Genomic DNA, 15,658 nt, shown 5'->3' with positions numbered 1-15,658 from the left:
TCCCCTTCCTCTACCCTGGTCCTCGCCGGCCCCGGGCGCTGCCCGCCCGTTGTCGCGGGGGTGCGCCACGCCACACGCCCGCCAGAGTGTACGGGTACCGGCTGTGAAAGTGGTGTACGAGGTCGGGCCTGGGTTTATCGGGCGTTGTCACTGTGCCTGGAGGGGCGACTGGGGCGGTGGTCGGCGAAACCCGGTCGCCCGTGCGGCTAGGCTGCTCACAGGGGACGACGACCGGACGGAAGGGGAGCGGACGTGCTCGTGGCCGGCTTTCCCGCGGACGCCTTCGGCACCAACTGCTACGTGGTGGCGACCGCTCCGGGGGAGCAGTGCGTGGTGGTCGACCCCGGCATCGGGGTCCTCGACCGGCTCGACGCCGTGCTCGCCGAGCACCGCCTGCACCCGGCCGCCGTGCTGCTCACCCACGGCCACCTCGACCACACCTTCTCGGTGGCCCCGGTCTGCGGCGCGCGCGGCATCCCCGCCTACGTCCACCCGGAGGACCGGGAGCTGCTGGCCGACCCGGCCAAGGCGCTCTCGATGGACCTCACCCAGCTCTTCGGCGGGCGGCTGCCCTACGCCGAGCCCGACGACGTGGCGGAGCTGACCGACGGCGCGACGCTGTCGCTGGCCGGGTTGGAGATCACCGTCGACCACGCGCCCGGCCATACCGGCGGGTCGGTGCTGTTCCGGCTGCCCGGCGCCGGCTCGCCCTGGGAGGCCGAGCAGATCTGCCTCTCCGGTGACGTGCTCTTCGCCGGCTCGATCGGCCGCACCGACCTGCCGGGCGGCAGCATGCCCCGCATGCTGGCCAGCCTCCGGGAGAAGGTCCTCCCGCTGGCCGACGACACCGTCGTCCTGCCCGGCCACGGCCCGCAGACCACCATCGGCCGCGAGCGCGCGACCAACCCGTACCTCGTCGAGGTGTCGGGCACCGGCGGCGCGCGCCCGGCCGCGCCCACCCGCGGCCTGTAGCCGCACCCACTGACCTCCCCGCGTGGTCCGCGCGGGACGCAAGGAGTACGCCATGAGCAAGCCCACGCCCATCTCCGGCTTCCCGGAGTGGACGCCCGCCCAGCGGATGATCGAGCAGTTCGTGCTCGACCGGATCCGCGCCACCTTCGAGCTGTACGGCTTCGCGCCGCTGGAGACCCGCTCGGTCGAGCCCCTCGACCAGCTGCTGCGCAAGGGGGAGACCTCCAAGGAGGTCTACGTGCTGCGCCGGCTCCAGGCCGAGACCGACGGTCCGGCCGGTGACGACGCGCTCGGCCTGCACTTCGACCTGACCGTGCCGTTCGCCCGGTACGTGCTGGAGAACGCCGGCAAGCTCCAGTTCCCGTTCCGCCGCTACCAGATCCAGAAGGTGTGGCGGGGCGAGCGGCCGCAGGAGGGGCGCTACCGGGAGTTCCTCCAGGCCGACATCGACATCGTCGACCGGGACACCCTGCCGGCCCACTACGAGGCCGAGATGCCGCTGGTGATCGGCGACGCGCTGCGCTCGCTGCCGATCCCGCCGGTGCGGATCCAGGTCAACAATCGCAAGATCTGCGAGGGCTTCTACCGGGGCGTCGGGCTGACCGACCCGGAGGCGGCGCTGCGCGCGGTCGACAAGCTCGACAAGATCGGCCCGGTGAAGGTCGCGGAGCTGCTGGCCGAGACCGCCGGGGCGAGCGAGGCGCAGGCCAAGGCGTGCCTGGCCCTCGCCGAGATCTCCGCGCCGGACGCCTCCTTCGCCGACGCGGTGCGCGCCCTCGGGGTGACCGACCCGCTGCTCGACGAGGGCATCGCCGAGCTGACCGCGGTGGTGGAGACCGCCGCCGCGCACTCGCCCGGCCTGTGCGTGGCCGACCTGCGGATCGCCCGGGGCCTGGACTACTACACCGGCACGGTCTACGAGACGCAGATGATCGGCTACGAGCGGTTCGGCTCGGTCTGCTCCGGCGGCCGGTACGACAACCTGGCCAGCTCCGGCAACGTCCGCTTCCCCGGGGTGGGTATCTCGATCGGCGTGACCCGGCTGCTCGGCCTGCTCTTCGGCGCGGGCGAGCTGTCGGTCTCCCGGGACGTGCCGACCTGCGTGCTGGTCGCGGTTACCAGCGAGGAGGAGCGGCCGGCCAGCAACCGGGTGGCCGAGGCGCTGCGCTCCCGGGGCGTACCCACCGAGGTGTCGCCGAGTGCGGCCAAGTTCGGCAAGCAGATCCGCTACGCCGAGCGGCGGGGCATCCCGTACGTCTGGTTCCCCGGCGCCGAGGGCGACGAGGTGAAGGACATCCGCTCGGGTGAGCAGGTGGCCGCCGCGGCGGGGGAGTGGACGCCGCCCCGGGCCGACCTGAAGCCGCTGGTGGGGCCGGCCGCCGCTGGCGCCTGACGACGATTGGACCTACGGTAGCGTAAGTTACGCCACCGTAGGGAGATCGCCGTGACCGTGCTCAGCCAGACCGCCCTGCTCCTCGAACTCGAACCCGTCGTCGAGAAGAACCTCGACCGGCACCTGTCGCTGGCCAAGGAGTGGTTCCCGCACGAGTACGTGCCGTGGAGCGAGGGGCGGACCTTCGACGGCCCGCTCGGCGGCGAGCCGTGGACGGAGGCGGACTCGACGCTGCCCGAGGTGGCCCGCACCGCGCTGATCGTCAACCTGCTCACCGAGGACAACCTGCCCTCGTACCACCACGAGATCGCGACGCTGTTCGGGCGGGACGGCGCGTGGGGGACCTGGGTGCACCGGTGGACCGCCGAGGAGGGCCGGCACGGCACGGCGATCCGCGACTACCTGACGGTGACCCGGGCGGTCGACCCGGTGGCGCTGGAGCGCGCCCGGATGACGCACATGTCGGCGGGCTACGTGAACACCCACGACGACGAGGTGCTGCACTCGCTGGCGTACGTCTCGTTCCAGGAGCTGGCCACCCGGATCTCGCACCGCAACACCGGCCGGGCGACCGGCGACCCCGTCTGCGAGGCGCTGCTGGCCCGGGTGGCGGCCGACGAGAACCTGCACATGGTCTTCTACCGCAACCTGCTGGGCGCCGCCTTCGAGCTGGCTCCGAGCCAGGCCATGCGGGCCGTGGCGGACGTGCTCGCCGACTTCCAGATGCCGGGTGTGGGCATCGACGGCTTCGCCCGCAAGTCGGTGGCGATCGCCCTGGCCGGCATCTACGACCTGCGCCAGCACCGGGACGAGGTGGTGGTCCCGGTGCTGCGGCAGTGGAACCTGTTCGAGGCGACCGGGCTGGACGCCGACGGCGAGGCCGCCCGCGACGAGATCGCCGCCCACCTGGACACCCTGGAGACCCAGGCGTCCCGGTTCGAGGAGAAGCGCGCGGCCCGCACCGCCCGCCTCGCCGCGGCCCGCTGAACCGGGCCGCCGCTCAGGCGGGCTGGTCCAGGGGGAAGAGCAGGCAGCTCGACGTGGCGTGGGCGATCAGTCGGCCGCGCCCGTCGGTCAGCCGCGCCTCGGCCAGGGCGGTGCGGCGGCCGCGCTGGAGCACCGTGCCCTCGCAGCGCAGGGTGCCGCTGGCGACGGTGACCGGGCGGAGGAACTTCACGTTCAGATCCAGCGAGGTGTAGCCGACGCCGGCCGGCAGGGTGGTGTGCACGGCGCACGCGGCGGCGGTGTCCAGCAGCGTGGAGAGGACGCCGCCGTGCACGGTGCCCAGCGGGTTGTAGTGGAACTCCTGCGGCACCAGCTCGACCGCGACGCGGCCCTCGTCGGCCTCCATCCGGGTCATGTCGATGAGGTGCATGACCGGCGGCGCGGCCAGCTCCCCGGCGATCATCGCGCGCAGCAGCTCCAGGCCGCCGCGCCGGCCGATGTGCGCGGCCCCGGCGACCGGGTCGGACCAGGTGAAGGTGCGGCTGCGCTCCTGCGTCTGTGTCATGGACTCAGCCTCGCAGCGCGTTGCTGAGTCTGTCAATCAGACCTAGCCTGGTCGGCATGAGACCCGCGGCACTGGACTGGTCGGTGGAGAACTGCACCATCGCCCGCGCCATGGAGATCCTCGGCGAGCGGTGGACCCTTGTCGTGCTGCGCGAGGTCTTCAACGGCGTGCGCCGCTTCGACGACATGCGGGTGCGCACCGGCATTCCCCGGCAGGTGCTCACCAACCGGCTGGCCATGCTGGTCGAGCAGGGCGTGCTGCGCCGGGAGCCGTACCGGGAGCCGGGCAGCCGGCTGCGGCACGAGTACCGGCTCACCGACAAGGGGCTCGACCTCTGGCCGGTGCTCGTGGCGGTGCTCGGCTGGGGCGACCGCTACCTGGCCGACCCGGACGGCTCGCCGCTGGCCGTGGCCCACCGTGACTGCGGCGCAGAGGTGCGGGTGGCGCTGCGCTGCGCCGAGGGGCACGAGGTGACCGACCCGCGCGACGTGGTGCCGCGCCCGGGCCCGGGCGCCCGCCGCCGGGACTGAGCGCCCCGGCCGGCTCTGACACCCGATGTCGATGTTGTTGCTTCGCCGTTACATCGCGCGGTCGTACGAATTCGGGCAAAGCCATGTCTTGCTTACGATCTTAAATGTGTGAATACTTTGGTCACCCGGCCGGTTTCCCCAGGTCGGCCGGGTTGTCCCCGGGCGCGTCCCATGACAGCGCCCGTCACCCCCATCCGGAGGTTGTTACATGCGACCCACGAGGTCCACGCTCCGCCGCGCCGCTGCCATCGCCGTGGCCGGCACCCTGGTCACCGGCTCGCTGCTCGGCGCGCCCGCCCAGGCGGCCCCCGCCTCGCCCGCCTCGCCCGACGCCGCCGCCGCCCTCGCCACGCAGCTCGGTGACCGCGCCGCCGGCACGTACGCCGACGGCAGCGGCAAGATGGTCGTCGCGGTGACCGACGCCGCGGCCGCCCGCCAGGTCCGCGCCGCCGGCGCCACCCCGAAGCTCGTGACCCGGGGCGCCGACAAGCTCCGCGCCGCCACCGCGGAGCTGGAGAAGTCCGCCAAGATCCCGGGCACCGCCTGGTGGACCGACGCCGCCACCAACCAGGTCGTCGTCTCGGTGGACAGCACCGTCACCGGCGCCAAGCTGGAGCGGGTCAAGGCCGCCGCCGCGCGTACCGGCGGCACGGTCCGGATCGAGGCCGAGCCCGGCGTCCTGACCACCCGCATCTCCGGCGGCCAGGCCATCTACACCGGCGGCTACCGCTGCTCGCTCGGCTTCAACGTGCGCAGCAGCTCCGGCGTCTACTACTTCCTCACCGCCGGGCACTGCACCAACCTCGGCTCGACCTGGTACTCGAACTCCAGCCAGACCTCCGTCCTGGGCACCCGGGCCGGCACCAGCTTCCCGGGCAACGACTACGGCATCGTCCGGCACAGCAACTCGGCCAACGCGACCGGCAACGTCTACCTCTACAACGGCAGCTACCAGGACATCACCGGCGCCGGCAACGCGTACGTCGGCCAGTCGGTGCGGCGTTCCGGCAGCACCACCGGCCTGCGCAGCGGCTCCGTGACCGCCACCAACGCGACCGTGAACTACGCCGAGGGCAGCGTCTCCGGCCTGATCCGGACCACCGTCTGCGCCGAGGGTGGCGACAGCGGCGGCTCGCTCTTCGCCGGCAGCACCGCGCTGGGCCTCACCTCCGGCGGCAGCGGCAACTGCTCCTCCGGCGGCACCACCTACTTCCAGCCGGTCACCGAGCCGCTGAGCGTCTACGGCGTCAGCGTCTTCTGATCGACCGCACGCGAACGGGCCGCCGGACGACCGGCGGCCCGTTCCGCGTTCTCAATCACCGACCGGAGTCACCGGCGGCGCGTCCGGCCGGGCCCGGTCCGTCACCGGCGGGCCCGGTTGCCGCGCCGACCAGTGGCGGTGCGCCCGGCGTGCGGAGAGGATCGCGGCCAGCGGCCAGAGCGCGACGGCGAGCGCGGCGACCCGCTCGGCCAGCCCGGTCCGCGACCCGCCGGTCACCTCCACGACGAACCAGCCGAAGAGGAGCAGCAGCAGCGCCGTCGCGGCCAGCGCCACCGGGCGGCGGAACGCCCACGGTGGCGTGCCGGCGGGCGTGGCGGCCACGTCCCGCCGGACGGCCCGGGGCAGCCGTAGCGCGGATCCGGCCGGCCAGAGCGACAGGGCGAGCACCGCGACCGTGGCCACGGTCCCGTGCGCGGGCGAACCGCCGACCTGGGGCCGGGGGAAGGCGATCAGCGCGATGGTGGCCGTCCCGCCGAGGGCCAGCAGGAACCGGCTGGGCAGGCCGGCCGCGTGCAGCACCAGCGCCGTGCCCAGGTAGCAGCAGCCCAGCAGCACGAGGCAGCCGGCCATGAGCCACGAGTCGGTCGCGCCCTCGCCGGCCAGCTCGCTGATCGTGTCCCGGATCGGGTCGTAGCCGGGCGGCTGCCGGGCGCCGGCCACCGTCCAGCCCGCCACCAGCAGGACGGGCGCGGCCGCGGCCGTGACCACGGCCCAGCTCGGTACGGCACGCACCCGGCCACGGTAACCGCCCGGACCGGCCCCGGCCCGGGGTTCACCGCGGCCCGTCCCGGCGGGTGCCCGGGAGCCGGCCCGCCCGCCCTGACAGAATGCGGGGAGCAGACGTGGACCAGATGAGGAGACGCAAGCCGTGATCCGTACCCACAATGCCGGAAGCCTGCGCGCCGCGGACGCCGGCTCGACGGTGACGCTCGCCGGGTGGGTGGCCCGCCGGCGCGACCACGGCGGTGTCATCTTCGTCGACCTGCGCGACGCCTCCGGCGTCGTGCAGGTGGTGTTCCGCGAGGAGGACGCGCACGCGCTGCGCAACGAGTTCTGCGTCAAGGTGACCGGCGAGGTGACCCGCCGTCCCGAGGGCAACGAGAACCCGGACCTGCCGACCGGTGAGGTCGAGGTGACCGCGGCCGCGCTGGAGGTGCTCTCCGAGGCCGCGCCGCTGCCGCTGCCGGTCGACGACCAGATCGAGGCCGGCGACGACATCCGGCTCAAGTACCGCTACCTCGACCTGCGCCGTGGCGGCCCGGCGAAGGCCATGCGGCTGCGCTCGCGGGCCAACCAGCTCGCCCGCACGGTGCTGCACGAGCGGGACTTCCTGGAGATCGAGACCCCGACGCTGACCCGCTCCACCCCGGAGGGTGCCCGCGACTTCCTGGTCCCGGTGCGTCTCCAGCCGGGCAGCTGGTACGCGCTGCCGCAGTCGCCGCAGCTGTTCAAGCAGCTGCTCATGGTCGGCGGCATGGAGCGCTACTACCAGATCGCCCGCTGCTACCGGGACGAGGACTTCCGCGCCGACCGGCAGCCGGAGTTCACCCAGCTCGACATCGAGATGTCGTTCGTCACCGAGGACGACGTGATCGACCTCGGCGAGGCGATCGTGGCGAAGCTCTGGTCGGAGCTGGCCGGCCACGAGATCACCCGGCCCATCCCGCGGATCACCTGGCACGACGCCATGTCGCGGTACGGGTCGGACAAGCCGGACCTGCGGTACGGCGTCGAGCTGACCGAGCTGACCGACTACCTGCGGGGCACCGAGTTCCGGGTGTTCGCGGGCGCCATCGACGTGGGCGGCTACGTGGGCGCGGTGGTCATGCCGGGCGGCGCGTCGCAGACCCGTAAGGAGCTGGACGGCTGGCAGGACTGGGCCAAGGCGCGCGGCGCGCGGGGCCTCGCGTACGTGGTGCTCGACGCGGAGACCGGCGAGGCGCGCGGCCCGGTGGCCAAGAACCTCTCCGAGGCGCACCTGGCCGGCCTTGCCGACGCGGTCGGCGCGAAGCCCGGCGACGCGATCTTCTTCGCGGCGAGCACGAACACCCGGGAGGCGCAGGAGCTGCTCGGCGCGGCCCGGATCGAGATCGCCAAGCGGGCGAACCTGGTCGACGAGAGCGCCTGGGCGTTCTGCTGGGTGGTCGACGCGCCCATGTTCGAGAAGACCGACGAGGGCGGCTGGACCGCCGTGCACCACCCGTTCACCTCGCCGAACGCCGAGTGGGTGGACCGGTTCGAGGAGGCGCCGGACCGGGCGCTGGCCTACGCGTACGACATCGTCTGCAACGGCAACGAGATCGGCGGCGGCTCGATCCGTATCCACCGCGGCGACGTGCAGCAGCGGGTGTTCGACCTGCTCGGCATCACCGCCGAGGAGGCGCAGGACAAGTTCGGCTTCCTGCTGGAGGCGTTCAAGTACGGCGCCCCGCCGCACGGCGGCATCGCGTTCGGCTGGGACCGGGTCTGCATGCTGCTGGCCGGCGCCGACTCCATCCGCGAGGTCATCGCCTTCCCGAAGACCCGTGGCGGCTTCGACCCGCTGACCGGCGCGCCGACGCCGATCACCGGGCAGCAGCGCGCCGAGGCCGGCATCGACGCCAAGCCGAAGGCCCCGACGGGCCCGCACGCCGGGACCGCCGGCCCGGCCGCCCCGGTGGCCGACCCGACCTGATCCGGATCCGCCGAGAGGCCCGCGCCATGATGGCGCGGGCCTTTCGACGTCTGGAGGACGGGATGAACCTGCTCGTGGTGGGGGCCAGCGGCTTCCTGGGCGCGGAGGTGTGCCGGCAGGCGGTCGCCGCCGGGCACCGGGTGGTCGGCACGTGCCACTCGGGCGCCGTCGCGGTGCCGGGTGTCGTGCGGCGCCGGCTCGACGTCACCGACCCGGCCGCGGTCCGCGCGCTGCTGACCGAGGTACGCCCCGACGCCGTCGTGGCCACCCCCTACCGGTACGACGACTGGGCGGTCACCGCCGACGGGGCGGCCCACATCGCGGTCGCCGCCGCCGAGGTGGGCGCCCGGCTCGTGCACCTGTCCAGCGACGCGCTGCACGCCGGCCGTCCGACGCCGTACGCCGACGACGACGTGCCCACGCCGGTGCACCCGTACGGGGCGGCGAAGGCGGCCGCCGAGACGGCGGTGCGGGCGGTGGATCCCGGGGCGCTGCTGGTGCGGACGTCGCTGATCGTGGGGGAGGGGAGCAAGCAGATCCAGCTCTGCCGGGACGCCCTGGCCGGACGGGCCGTCCTCTTCACCGACGAGCTGCGCTGCCCGATCCATGTCGCCGACCTCGCCGCCGCCGTGCTGGAACTGGTGCCGGGCGGCCACGCCGGGTCGCTGAACGTGGCCGGGCCGGACGCGGTGAGCCGGGCCGAGCTGGGCCTGCTGGTGGCCCGGCACGACGGAGTGGATGCGAACGGGCTGACGACCACCACGATCGCGGAAGCCGGGTTGCACCGGCCTGCCGAGGTGGTGCTGGACTCCGCGCGCGCGACCGGGCTGCTGCGCACGCGGTTGCGCGGCGTCACCGAGTTGTACGCCTGATTCCACACTTTCTTTGCAACGGTCTTGTGCATGGAAAGTGTGCACAGATATTGTGCATCTCATGGAAGAGCAGAAGCGGCCCGGGCCACGTGCGGTACGCATCGACCACCGGCAGGTGCGCGCCCTGGCCCAGCCCCTGCGCATGCGGCTGGTCGGGGCGCTGCGCGTGGTGGGTCCGTCCACCGCGACCGCCCTTGCCGAGATGCTCGGCACCAACACCGGCGCGACCAGCTACCACCTGCGCCAGCTCGCCGAGGTCGGCCTGGTCGTCGAGGACCCGAGCCTCGGCACCGGCCGGCAGCGCTACTGGCGGGCCGCGCACGACGTCACCAACTGGGAGTCCAGCGACTTCGACGACGATCCGGACTCCCGAGCGGCCATCGAGTGGATCGAGGCGGACTACGTCCGCTTCTTCGCCCAGCACGCCGAGCGGTGGTTCGCCCAGCGGCACGAGTGGCCAGCCGCCTGGCGCGACGCGTTCGGCATGGGTGACTTCTTCATGCGGATCCCGGTCGCCCGCCTCGAAGCGATCAAGGAGGAGGTCTTCGCCGTCTTCGAGCGGCACCGGGACGAGACCGACCCCGCCGACCCCGACGCCGAGACGGTGCAGCTCTACCTCGCGGCGTTCCCGATGCGGGCGGCGCTTCCGCAGTCCGCCCTGCCGTCGACCGAGGAGAAGTCGTGAGCGTGCTGTCCGTACGCCAGATCCGGTTCCGCTACCTCACCCTCTACGGGCTGCGCTGGCTGCCCAGCGGTCTGCTCATCCCGGTGATGATCCTGCTCATGCAGGAGCGCGGGCTCTCGCTGTCCCAGATCGGCCTGGTCGCCACCGCGCAGGGCCTGGTCGTGCTGGCGCTCGAACTGCCCACCGGCGGATTCGCCGACGCGCTCGGCCGCAAGCCCGTGCTGGTCGTCGCGTGGGTGGTCTGCCTGGCCTCGCTGGTGCTCTTCGCGGTCGCCGACACGTTCTGGATGTTCTTCCTGGTCTGGGCCCTGCAGGGGGTCTACCGGGCGCTCGACAGCGGCCCGCTGGAGTCCTGGTACGTCGACGCCACCCTGGCCGCCGACCCGAAGGCCGAGTACGAGCGCGGCCTGGGCTGGGCCGGCACGGTCATCGGCATCGCCATCGGCGCGGGCGCGCTGCTCAGCGGCGGCCTGGTCGCGCTCGGGCCGGTCGGGCCGGTCAGCGCGCTGGCCCTGCCCGTGCTGGTGGCCATCGTCCTCCAGGCGGTCGCACTGGTCGCGCTCACCGTGCTGCTGGTCGAGCACCGGCCCGCCCAGGGCGCCGCCGCGGTGCGGGCCTCGGTGGCCGAGGCGCCGCGGATGGTCGGACAGGCCGTCGGCCTGCTCCGCAGCAACCGGGTGCTGCTCGCGCTCGTCGCCGTCGAGCTGTTCTGGGGCTTCGGCATGATCACCTTCGAGTCGCTGCTGCCGGTGCGCCTCGCCGAGGTGGTCGGGGACTCCGACCGGGCCGCGGCGCTGCTCGGCCCCGCCGGCTCGGCGGCCTGGCTGGCCAACGCGGCCGGCGCCGCGCTGACCCCGCTGCTGCTGCGCCGGCTCGGCGCCGCGCCCGCCGCCGCGCTCATGCGGGTGCTCCAGGGCGTCACGGTGGTCGGGATGGGCCTGCTCGCCGGCCCGGTCGGGGTGCTCGTCGCCTACCTGGCCTGCTACACCGTGCACGGCGCGTCGAACCCGCTGCACATGGGGCTGCTGCACCGGCAGGTCGACGGCCCCTACCGGACCAGCGTGCTCTCGCTGAACTCGATGATGGGCCAGCCGGCCGGCGCGCTCGGCGGGGTGGTGCTCACTGCCCTGGCCGACGCCACCAGCATCACGATCGCCATGCTGGTCGGCGGGGTGGTGCTCGCCGTGGCCGCCCCGCTCTACCTGCCCGCCTGGCGGGCCGGGCGCCGGGCGGCGGAGCCCGACGCGGGCGAGCAGCGGCCCGGTGACTCGGCAGCCGGCCCGGGGCACCCCGGCCCGGCGCTCGACCCCGCCGGCCCGGTGGACCCGATCCCGGCCGCCGCCTCGGCGCCCGGCCGGTCGGACTGACCGCCCCTGCCCGGCCCCGCCGCCCCGGCGGGGCCGGGCAGCGTGCGGAAGCCGCAGTCGAGGAGGTGGCGGTGGTCGGTGGATCAGCCCAGGTGGACCGAGGTGCGGGGCTCGGTGCCGGCGAACCCGAGCCGCCGGTAGAGCCGGATCGCCCCGGTGTTGGCGGTGTACACGCCGAGCGCCACCTGGTCGAACCGGGCCAGCAGGGCGCGGGTCATCCCGGCGGTGAGCGCCGCGCCGAGCCCCCGGCCCCGGCGGTCGGGCGCCACCGTCAGCCCGGCCAGGAAACCGATGTCGCCCCGGCTGCGGTCGGCGCCGCAGGCCACCAAGCGGTCGCCGTCGCGGATGCCGTACCAGTCCACGACGCGCGGGTCGCCCGGACGGGAGGTCGTGCTGGGAAAGGCCTCGTCGATCAGCGCGGCCAGCGCGGGGTGGTCGGCCGCGGTGAGGCGGACCACCCGCTCCTCGGCCGGCTGCTCCGGCGGCGCGGAGGCGGTCCAGAGGAAGTCCCACTCGTCGAGCCGGGCCACGGTGAGCCGGTCGGCCACCTCCGCCGGGGCGGTCCGGGGCAGGTGCAGCCACTGGCCGGCCCGCAGCGTCCCGTCCGCCACCAGGCCCGCGAAGACGTCCAGCGCCGGCCCGGCCGCCCCGAGCGCGCCACCGGCCGGCCCGTGCTCCGGCGGGAGCAGCCAGCCGACCGCGCCGTCCCGACGCCAGCCCTGCGCCTGCTGGTCGCGCCAGAGGGCGTGCCGGGCGTACGGGTGGTGACCGGTGGCGGCGAGCAGGGTCTCCCGCCCCAGCAGGACCTGGTCGGCAGTGATCATGCGACCAGCCTACGAGAGGAGAAGTCGTGACCCCCATCCACTCCGTACGACCGGTGCGCCTGCCCGGCCGGGGCTGTGTGCTGCGGGAATGGGCCGACGACGACGTGCCGGCACTGCACGCGCTGCTGACCGAGCCGCGGGTGCTGGACCGCGTGCTCGACGAGCGGGCGCCCACCCGGGCCGAGGTCCGCGACGCCGTGTCGACCTGGCGGGAGCAGGCGGGGGATGAGCCGCGGCCCGAGTACCGGCTGGCCGCCGTCGACGGTGACCGCCTGCTCGGGCTGGGCACCCTGACCGTGGAGAGCGTGCCGCACCGGCGCGGCGAGATCGGCTACGTGGTGCACCCCGACCACTGGGGCCGGGGCCTCGGCACCGAGATCGCCCGCCTGCTGCTCGACCTGGCGTTCGGGCCGGTGGGGCTGCACCGGGTGGAGGCGACCACCCGGCCGGACCACGCCGCCTCGCGGCGGGTGCTGGAGAAGGCCGGCCTGCGCGACGAGGGGATCAGCCGGGATCACCTGCTGGTCCGCGGCTCCTGGTGGGACTCCGTGCGGTACGCGATCCTCGCCACCGACCGCTGACGCGACCCGCCGTTCCCGGGACGGGCGTTCCACGGTGGAGATTGGCGAACAGACCGATCGGGTACATCCGTCGCCGACCTACTGGGACCCCCCACCGGAGGAACGACCATGCTCGCCATTCTCGCGGCCATCGTGTTCGGCTTCGCCCTGTTGATCGACTTCCTCAACACGAACCTCGGCGCGCCCGACCTGTTCAACACCCACACCCTCATGCTCATCGGCTTCCTGCTGCTCTCCCTCTACCTGGCCGGCGTCGGCTCCGGCCCGCGCGGCGCCGGCGGCGGCCGGTGGTACCGGGGCCGGCGCCCGGGCCGCGGCTGACCGGAAACGACCATCCGGGCCGGCCCGGCGGCGCGATTCCAGCGTCGTCGGCCCGGCCCGGTACTGTTCTCGTGATGGAATCCGACGCCCTCTTCACCCTCGGCGAACCCGCCGGAGCGCCCAGCGCCCACGCGGGTTCCGGCGGCGTCGACGGGTTCACCGCCGCCGCGGCGGATTCGCCGCTGCCCGTCCGGATGCGCCCGGCCAGCATCGACGAGCTCGTCGGTCAGGACCACCTGCTCGCTCCCGGGGCCCCGCTGCGCCAACTGGTCGAGTCCGCGGCCCCGATGTCGGTGATCCTGTGGGGGCCGCCCGGCAGCGGCAAGACCACGATCGCGCACCTGGTGGCCCGGGCCACCGACCGCCGCTTCGTCGCCATGTCGGCGCTGACGGCCGGGGTGAAGGACGTCCGGGCGGTCATCGAGACCGCGCGCCGCCAGCGCCGCGCCGGCGGCCCCCCGACCGTGCTCTTCATCGACGAGGTGCACCGGTTCAGCAAGACCCAGCAGGACTCGCTCCTCGCCGCCGTCGAGGACCGCACGGTCACGCTGCTCGCGGCGACCACCGAGAACCCGTACTTCTCGGTCATCTCGCCGCTGCTGTCCCGTTGCGTGCTGCTGACCCTCCAGCCGTTGGACGACGACGCCGTCCGCGGGCTGCTGCGCCGGGCGGTCGCCGACGAGCGCGGGCTGGGCGGCGCGCTCACGCTGGCGACCGACGCCGAGGACCACCTCGTCCGCCTCGCCGGCGGTGACGTCCGCAAGGCGCTCACGGCGCTGGAGGCGGCCGCGGCCACCGCGACCGCGCGCGGCGTCGACCGGATCGACCTCGCCGTCGCCGAGCAGGCGGTCGACGTGGCGGCCGTCCGCTACGACCGCGACGGTGACGCCCACTACGACGTGACCAGCGCGTTCATCAAGAGCATGCGCGGTTCGGACGTCGACGCCGCCCTGCACTGGCTGGCCCGGATGCTGGTCGCCGGCGAGGACGCCCGGTTCATCGCCCGGCGCATGGTGATCTTCGCCAGCGAGGACGTCGGCATGGCCGATCCCACCGCGCTGACCGTCGCCACCGCCGCCGCGCACGCCGTGGAATACGTCGGCCTGCCCGAGGCCCAGCTCAACCTGGCCCAGGCGGTCATCCACCTGGCCACCGCCCCGAAGTCCAACTCGGCCACCACCGCCATCGGCGCGGCCATCGCCGACGTGCGCGCCGGCCGCGGCGGGGCGGTGCCGCGCGGGCTGCGCGACTCCCACTACGCCGGCGCCCGGGGCCTCGGGCACGGCGCCGGCTACCGCTACCCCCACGACGACCACCGTGGCGTGGTCACGCAGCAGTACGTCCCGGACGACCTCGTCGGGACCGACTACTACCAGCCCAGCGGGCACGGCGCGGAGCGGGCGGTGGCCACCCGGCTCCCGCTGCTGCGGCGGATCGTGCGCGGGCTGCCCGCGCCGCCGGCGCGGGTCGAGGCCGCGGTGAGCGGTGGCCGCCCGGCGGACGCCGCGCGGGCCGACGGCGCGAACGAGGGCGGCAGCGACGCCGTCGGGGAGGGTCAGCAGTGATGGCGCGTGGTCCGGAGCGGCCGGCGGACGGCCCCGACGAGCGGCGGGACCCGCGTGCCAAGGGCCGCCGGTGGGGGCGGGGCAGGGCCGACGCCGAGCCGGCCGAGGCGACCGGCGGCGAGGAGTTCGGCTGGATCGACGACCTGCGGACGGCCAAGCAGCAGCGCAGCGACCTCGGCCCGGACGGCGAGGCGCCCGGCGCGGTGCCGCCCGCGCGGGGCGGACAGCCGCCCGCGGCTCCCGGGCCGCGGCCCGGTCCGCCCGCACCCGAACCATCCGGGGGTGCCCGCCCGGGCATGACGCCACCGCCCGGGGCCCCCCGGCCCGGACCGGAGGCCCCGCCCGCCCGCCGTGCTCCCGATGCCCACCCGGCGGGCCCCGCCACGCCACCGGCCCGCCCCGGCGGCCCGGATCCGGCGGCCCCACGCCGCCCCGTCGACGGCCCCTGGCCCGGCGCACCGGAACCGCCCCGGCGCCCCGCCGAGCCCACCCGCGGCCCCGGTGAGGCGTCCCGCCCGCCGCGCCGTGAGCCGGATGCGCCGACCGGTCAGCAGCCGTCGGCTCCCGGCCGGGTGAGTGGCCCGTCCGGCCCGCGCGTCGCGCCCCCCGCCGGCCCGGTTCCCGGCCGCGCCGTACCGGGCGCCGGTCCCGCCCCCGAACGCGGTTACGGCGGGCCGAACCCCGGTCCCGCCTGGCCGGGCCCGGGCGGTGCCCGGAACGCGGTTCCGCCCACCCCCCGCGGCCGGCACGGCGCCGACGCGCCCGCCGGTCCGGCCGGCGGCCCCCGGCCGGATGGCGTGGACCCGGCGGCGCGGCCCGTCTCCGGTGGCGGCCGGCGGGCCCTGCCCGACGACGCCGACCCGGGCACCCGCCCGGTCTCCGGCGCCGGCCGTCGGGCGGCCCCGGAGAGTGGCGCGCCCGCACCGGGCCGTCGTGGTGCACCCGGCATCGACCCGGGCGTCCGCCCGGTCTCCGGCGCCGGCCGTCGGGCGGCGGCCGACGGGGCGCCGCCGGCCGCCGGCCGCCGGGCCGGCGCGGGGGGGGGCGACCCCGGCGGCGGGCCCGTCCCGGCCGCCGGCCGG

The 15,658-nt window shown here is 75.1% G+C and carries 15 protein-coding genes and 1 pseudogene; 13 read left to right on the top strand and 3 right to left on the bottom strand.

What is annotated here, in order from left to right; all coding sequences use genetic code 11:
• The first annotated feature begins 252 nt into the window (after nt 1-252).
• Genes ABZW14_RS27960 through ABZW14_RS27950 form a run of 3 tightly spaced genes read left to right on the top strand, consistent with a single transcriptional unit; the run spans nt 253 to nt 3,352 of the window.
• The gene (locus ABZW14_RS27960; protein WP_355351972.1) at nt 253-972 is read left to right on the top strand and encodes an MBL fold metallo-hydrolase; all 720 of its coding nucleotides are present in this window, start codon (nt 253-255) and stop codon (nt 970-972) included.
• A 52-nt stretch (nt 973-1,024) separates the two neighbouring features.
• Nucleotides 1,025-2,365, top strand: a complete 1,341-nt coding sequence (gene hisS / locus ABZW14_RS27955) for a histidine--tRNA ligase (RefSeq protein WP_355351969.1) — start codon at nt 1,025-1,027, stop codon at nt 2,363-2,365.
• A 51-nt stretch (nt 2,366-2,416) separates the two neighbouring features.
• Nucleotides 2,417-3,352, top strand: coding sequence for an acyl-ACP desaturase (locus ABZW14_RS27950; RefSeq protein ID WP_355351967.1), 936 nt, complete (start codon nt 2,417-2,419; stop codon nt 3,350-3,352).
• 13 nt (nt 3,353-3,365) lie between these two features.
• Here the strand turns inward: ABZW14_RS27950 and ABZW14_RS27945 are convergent, their stop codons facing one another.
• Complete coding sequence (locus ABZW14_RS27945; protein WP_355351964.1) at nt 3,366-3,875, bottom strand: PaaI family thioesterase; 510 nt, start codon at nt 3,873-3,875, stop codon at nt 3,366-3,368.
• Nucleotides 3,876-3,931: 56 nt separating this feature from the next.
• Between ABZW14_RS27945 and ABZW14_RS27940 the strand changes: the two genes are divergently transcribed.
• Complete coding sequence (locus tag ABZW14_RS27940) at nt 3,932-4,405, top strand: helix-turn-helix domain-containing protein (protein ID WP_355351961.1); 474 nt, start codon at nt 3,932-3,934, stop codon at nt 4,403-4,405.
• 208 nt (nt 4,406-4,613) lie between these two features.
• Nucleotides 4,614-5,666 carry a S1 family peptidase gene (locus tag ABZW14_RS27935; protein WP_355351958.1) on the top strand — a complete coding sequence of 351 codons (1,053 nt, stop codon included), beginning with the start codon at nt 4,614-4,616 and terminating at the stop codon, nt 5,664-5,666.
• Nucleotides 5,667-5,717: 51 nt separating this feature from the next.
• Here ABZW14_RS27935 and ABZW14_RS27930 read toward each other — a convergent pair whose 3' ends face one another.
• The gene (locus ABZW14_RS27930) at nt 5,718-6,419 is read right to left on the bottom strand and encodes a DUF998 domain-containing protein (RefSeq protein WP_355351955.1); all 702 of its coding nucleotides are present in this window, start codon (nt 6,417-6,419) and stop codon (nt 5,718-5,720) included.
• Between the two features lie 136 nt (nt 6,420-6,555).
• Between ABZW14_RS27930 and aspS the strand changes: the two genes are divergently transcribed.
• From aspS to ABZW14_RS27910, 4 genes are all read left to right on the top strand, one after another.
• Nucleotides 6,556-8,361: an aspartate--tRNA ligase gene (gene aspS, locus ABZW14_RS27925; RefSeq protein WP_355351952.1), complete on the top strand. Its 1,806-nt coding sequence runs from the start codon at nt 6,556-6,558 to the stop codon at nt 8,359-8,361.
• Nucleotides 8,362-8,423: 62 nt separating this feature from the next.
• Nucleotides 8,424-9,233, top strand: coding sequence for a sugar nucleotide-binding protein (locus ABZW14_RS27920; protein WP_355351949.1), 810 nt, complete (start codon nt 8,424-8,426; stop codon nt 9,231-9,233).
• Between the two features lie 61 nt (nt 9,234-9,294).
• Nucleotides 9,295-9,918, top strand: coding sequence for a helix-turn-helix domain-containing protein (locus ABZW14_RS27915; RefSeq protein WP_355351946.1), 624 nt, complete (start codon nt 9,295-9,297; stop codon nt 9,916-9,918).
• Complete coding sequence (locus ABZW14_RS27910; protein WP_355351943.1) at nt 9,915-11,285, top strand: MFS transporter; 1,371 nt, start codon at nt 9,915-9,917, stop codon at nt 11,283-11,285. The genes ABZW14_RS27915 and ABZW14_RS27910 overlap by 4 nt, the downstream gene beginning before the upstream one ends.
• 83 nt (nt 11,286-11,368) lie before the next feature.
• Here ABZW14_RS27910 and ABZW14_RS27905 read toward each other — a convergent pair whose 3' ends face one another.
• Nucleotides 11,369-12,109: a GNAT family N-acetyltransferase gene (locus tag ABZW14_RS27905; protein ID WP_355351940.1), complete on the bottom strand. Its 741-nt coding sequence runs from the start codon at nt 12,107-12,109 to the stop codon at nt 11,369-11,371.
• A 26-nt stretch (nt 12,110-12,135) separates the two neighbouring features.
• On the opposite strand from ABZW14_RS27905, the gene ABZW14_RS27900 reads away from it, so the two are divergent.
• The 4 genes and pseudogenes from ABZW14_RS27900 to ABZW14_RS27885 all read left to right on the top strand — a co-directional run.
• Nucleotides 12,136-12,690 carry a GNAT family protein gene (locus tag ABZW14_RS27900; RefSeq protein ID WP_355351937.1) on the top strand — a complete coding sequence of 185 codons (555 nt, stop codon included), beginning with the start codon at nt 12,136-12,138 and terminating at the stop codon, nt 12,688-12,690.
• Nucleotides 12,691-12,798: 108 nt separating this feature from the next.
• On the top strand, nt 12,799-13,011 hold the full coding sequence (locus tag ABZW14_RS27895; RefSeq protein ID WP_091263738.1) for a hypothetical protein: 213 nt from the start codon (nt 12,799-12,801) through the stop codon (nt 13,009-13,011).
• Between the two features lie 74 nt (nt 13,012-13,085).
• Complete coding sequence (locus ABZW14_RS27890) at nt 13,086-14,576, top strand: replication-associated recombination protein A (RefSeq protein ID WP_355351933.1); 1,491 nt, start codon at nt 13,086-13,088, stop codon at nt 14,574-14,576.
• A pseudogene (locus tag ABZW14_RS27885) lies at nt 14,576-15,658 on the top strand (hypothetical protein); the annotation flags it as partial. The gene ABZW14_RS27890 and the pseudogene ABZW14_RS27885, both read left to right, overlap by 1 nt.

The sequence above is a fragment of the Micromonospora sp. NPDC004551 genome, from assembly GCF_040609975.1.
Taxonomy (GTDB): domain Bacteria; phylum Actinomycetota; class Actinomycetes; order Mycobacteriales; family Micromonosporaceae; genus Micromonospora.
This window is presented reverse-complemented; position numbering and strand designations above follow the sequence as displayed.

Excerpts from the sequence above, each read along its gene's own strand:
- hisS (WP_355351969.1), top strand. The coding sequence starts at position 1,025 with ATGAGCAAGCCCACGCCCATCTCCGGCTTCCCGGAGTGGACGCCCGCC.
- ABZW14_RS27945 (WP_355351964.1), bottom strand. The coding sequence starts at position 3,875 with ATGACACAGACGCAGGAGCGCAGCCGCACCTTCACCTGGTCCGACCCG.
- ABZW14_RS27940 (WP_355351961.1), top strand. The coding sequence starts at position 3,932 with ATGAGACCCGCGGCACTGGACTGGTCGGTGGAGAACTGCACCATCGCC.
- ABZW14_RS27935 (WP_355351958.1), top strand. The coding sequence starts at position 4,614 with ATGCGACCCACGAGGTCCACGCTCCGCCGCGCCGCTGCCATCGCCGTG.
- ABZW14_RS27920 (WP_355351949.1), top strand. The coding sequence starts at position 8,424 with ATGAACCTGCTCGTGGTGGGGGCCAGCGGCTTCCTGGGCGCGGAGGTG.
- ABZW14_RS27915 (WP_355351946.1), top strand. The coding sequence starts at position 9,295 with ATGGAAGAGCAGAAGCGGCCCGGGCCACGTGCGGTACGCATCGACCAC.
- ABZW14_RS27905 (WP_355351940.1), bottom strand. The coding sequence starts at position 12,109 with ATGATCACTGCCGACCAGGTCCTGCTGGGGCGGGAGACCCTGCTCGCC.
- ABZW14_RS27895 (WP_091263738.1), top strand. The coding sequence starts at position 12,799 with ATGCTCGCCATTCTCGCGGCCATCGTGTTCGGCTTCGCCCTGTTGATC.
- ABZW14_RS27890 (WP_355351933.1), top strand. The coding sequence starts at position 13,086 with ATGGAATCCGACGCCCTCTTCACCCTCGGCGAACCCGCCGGAGCGCCC.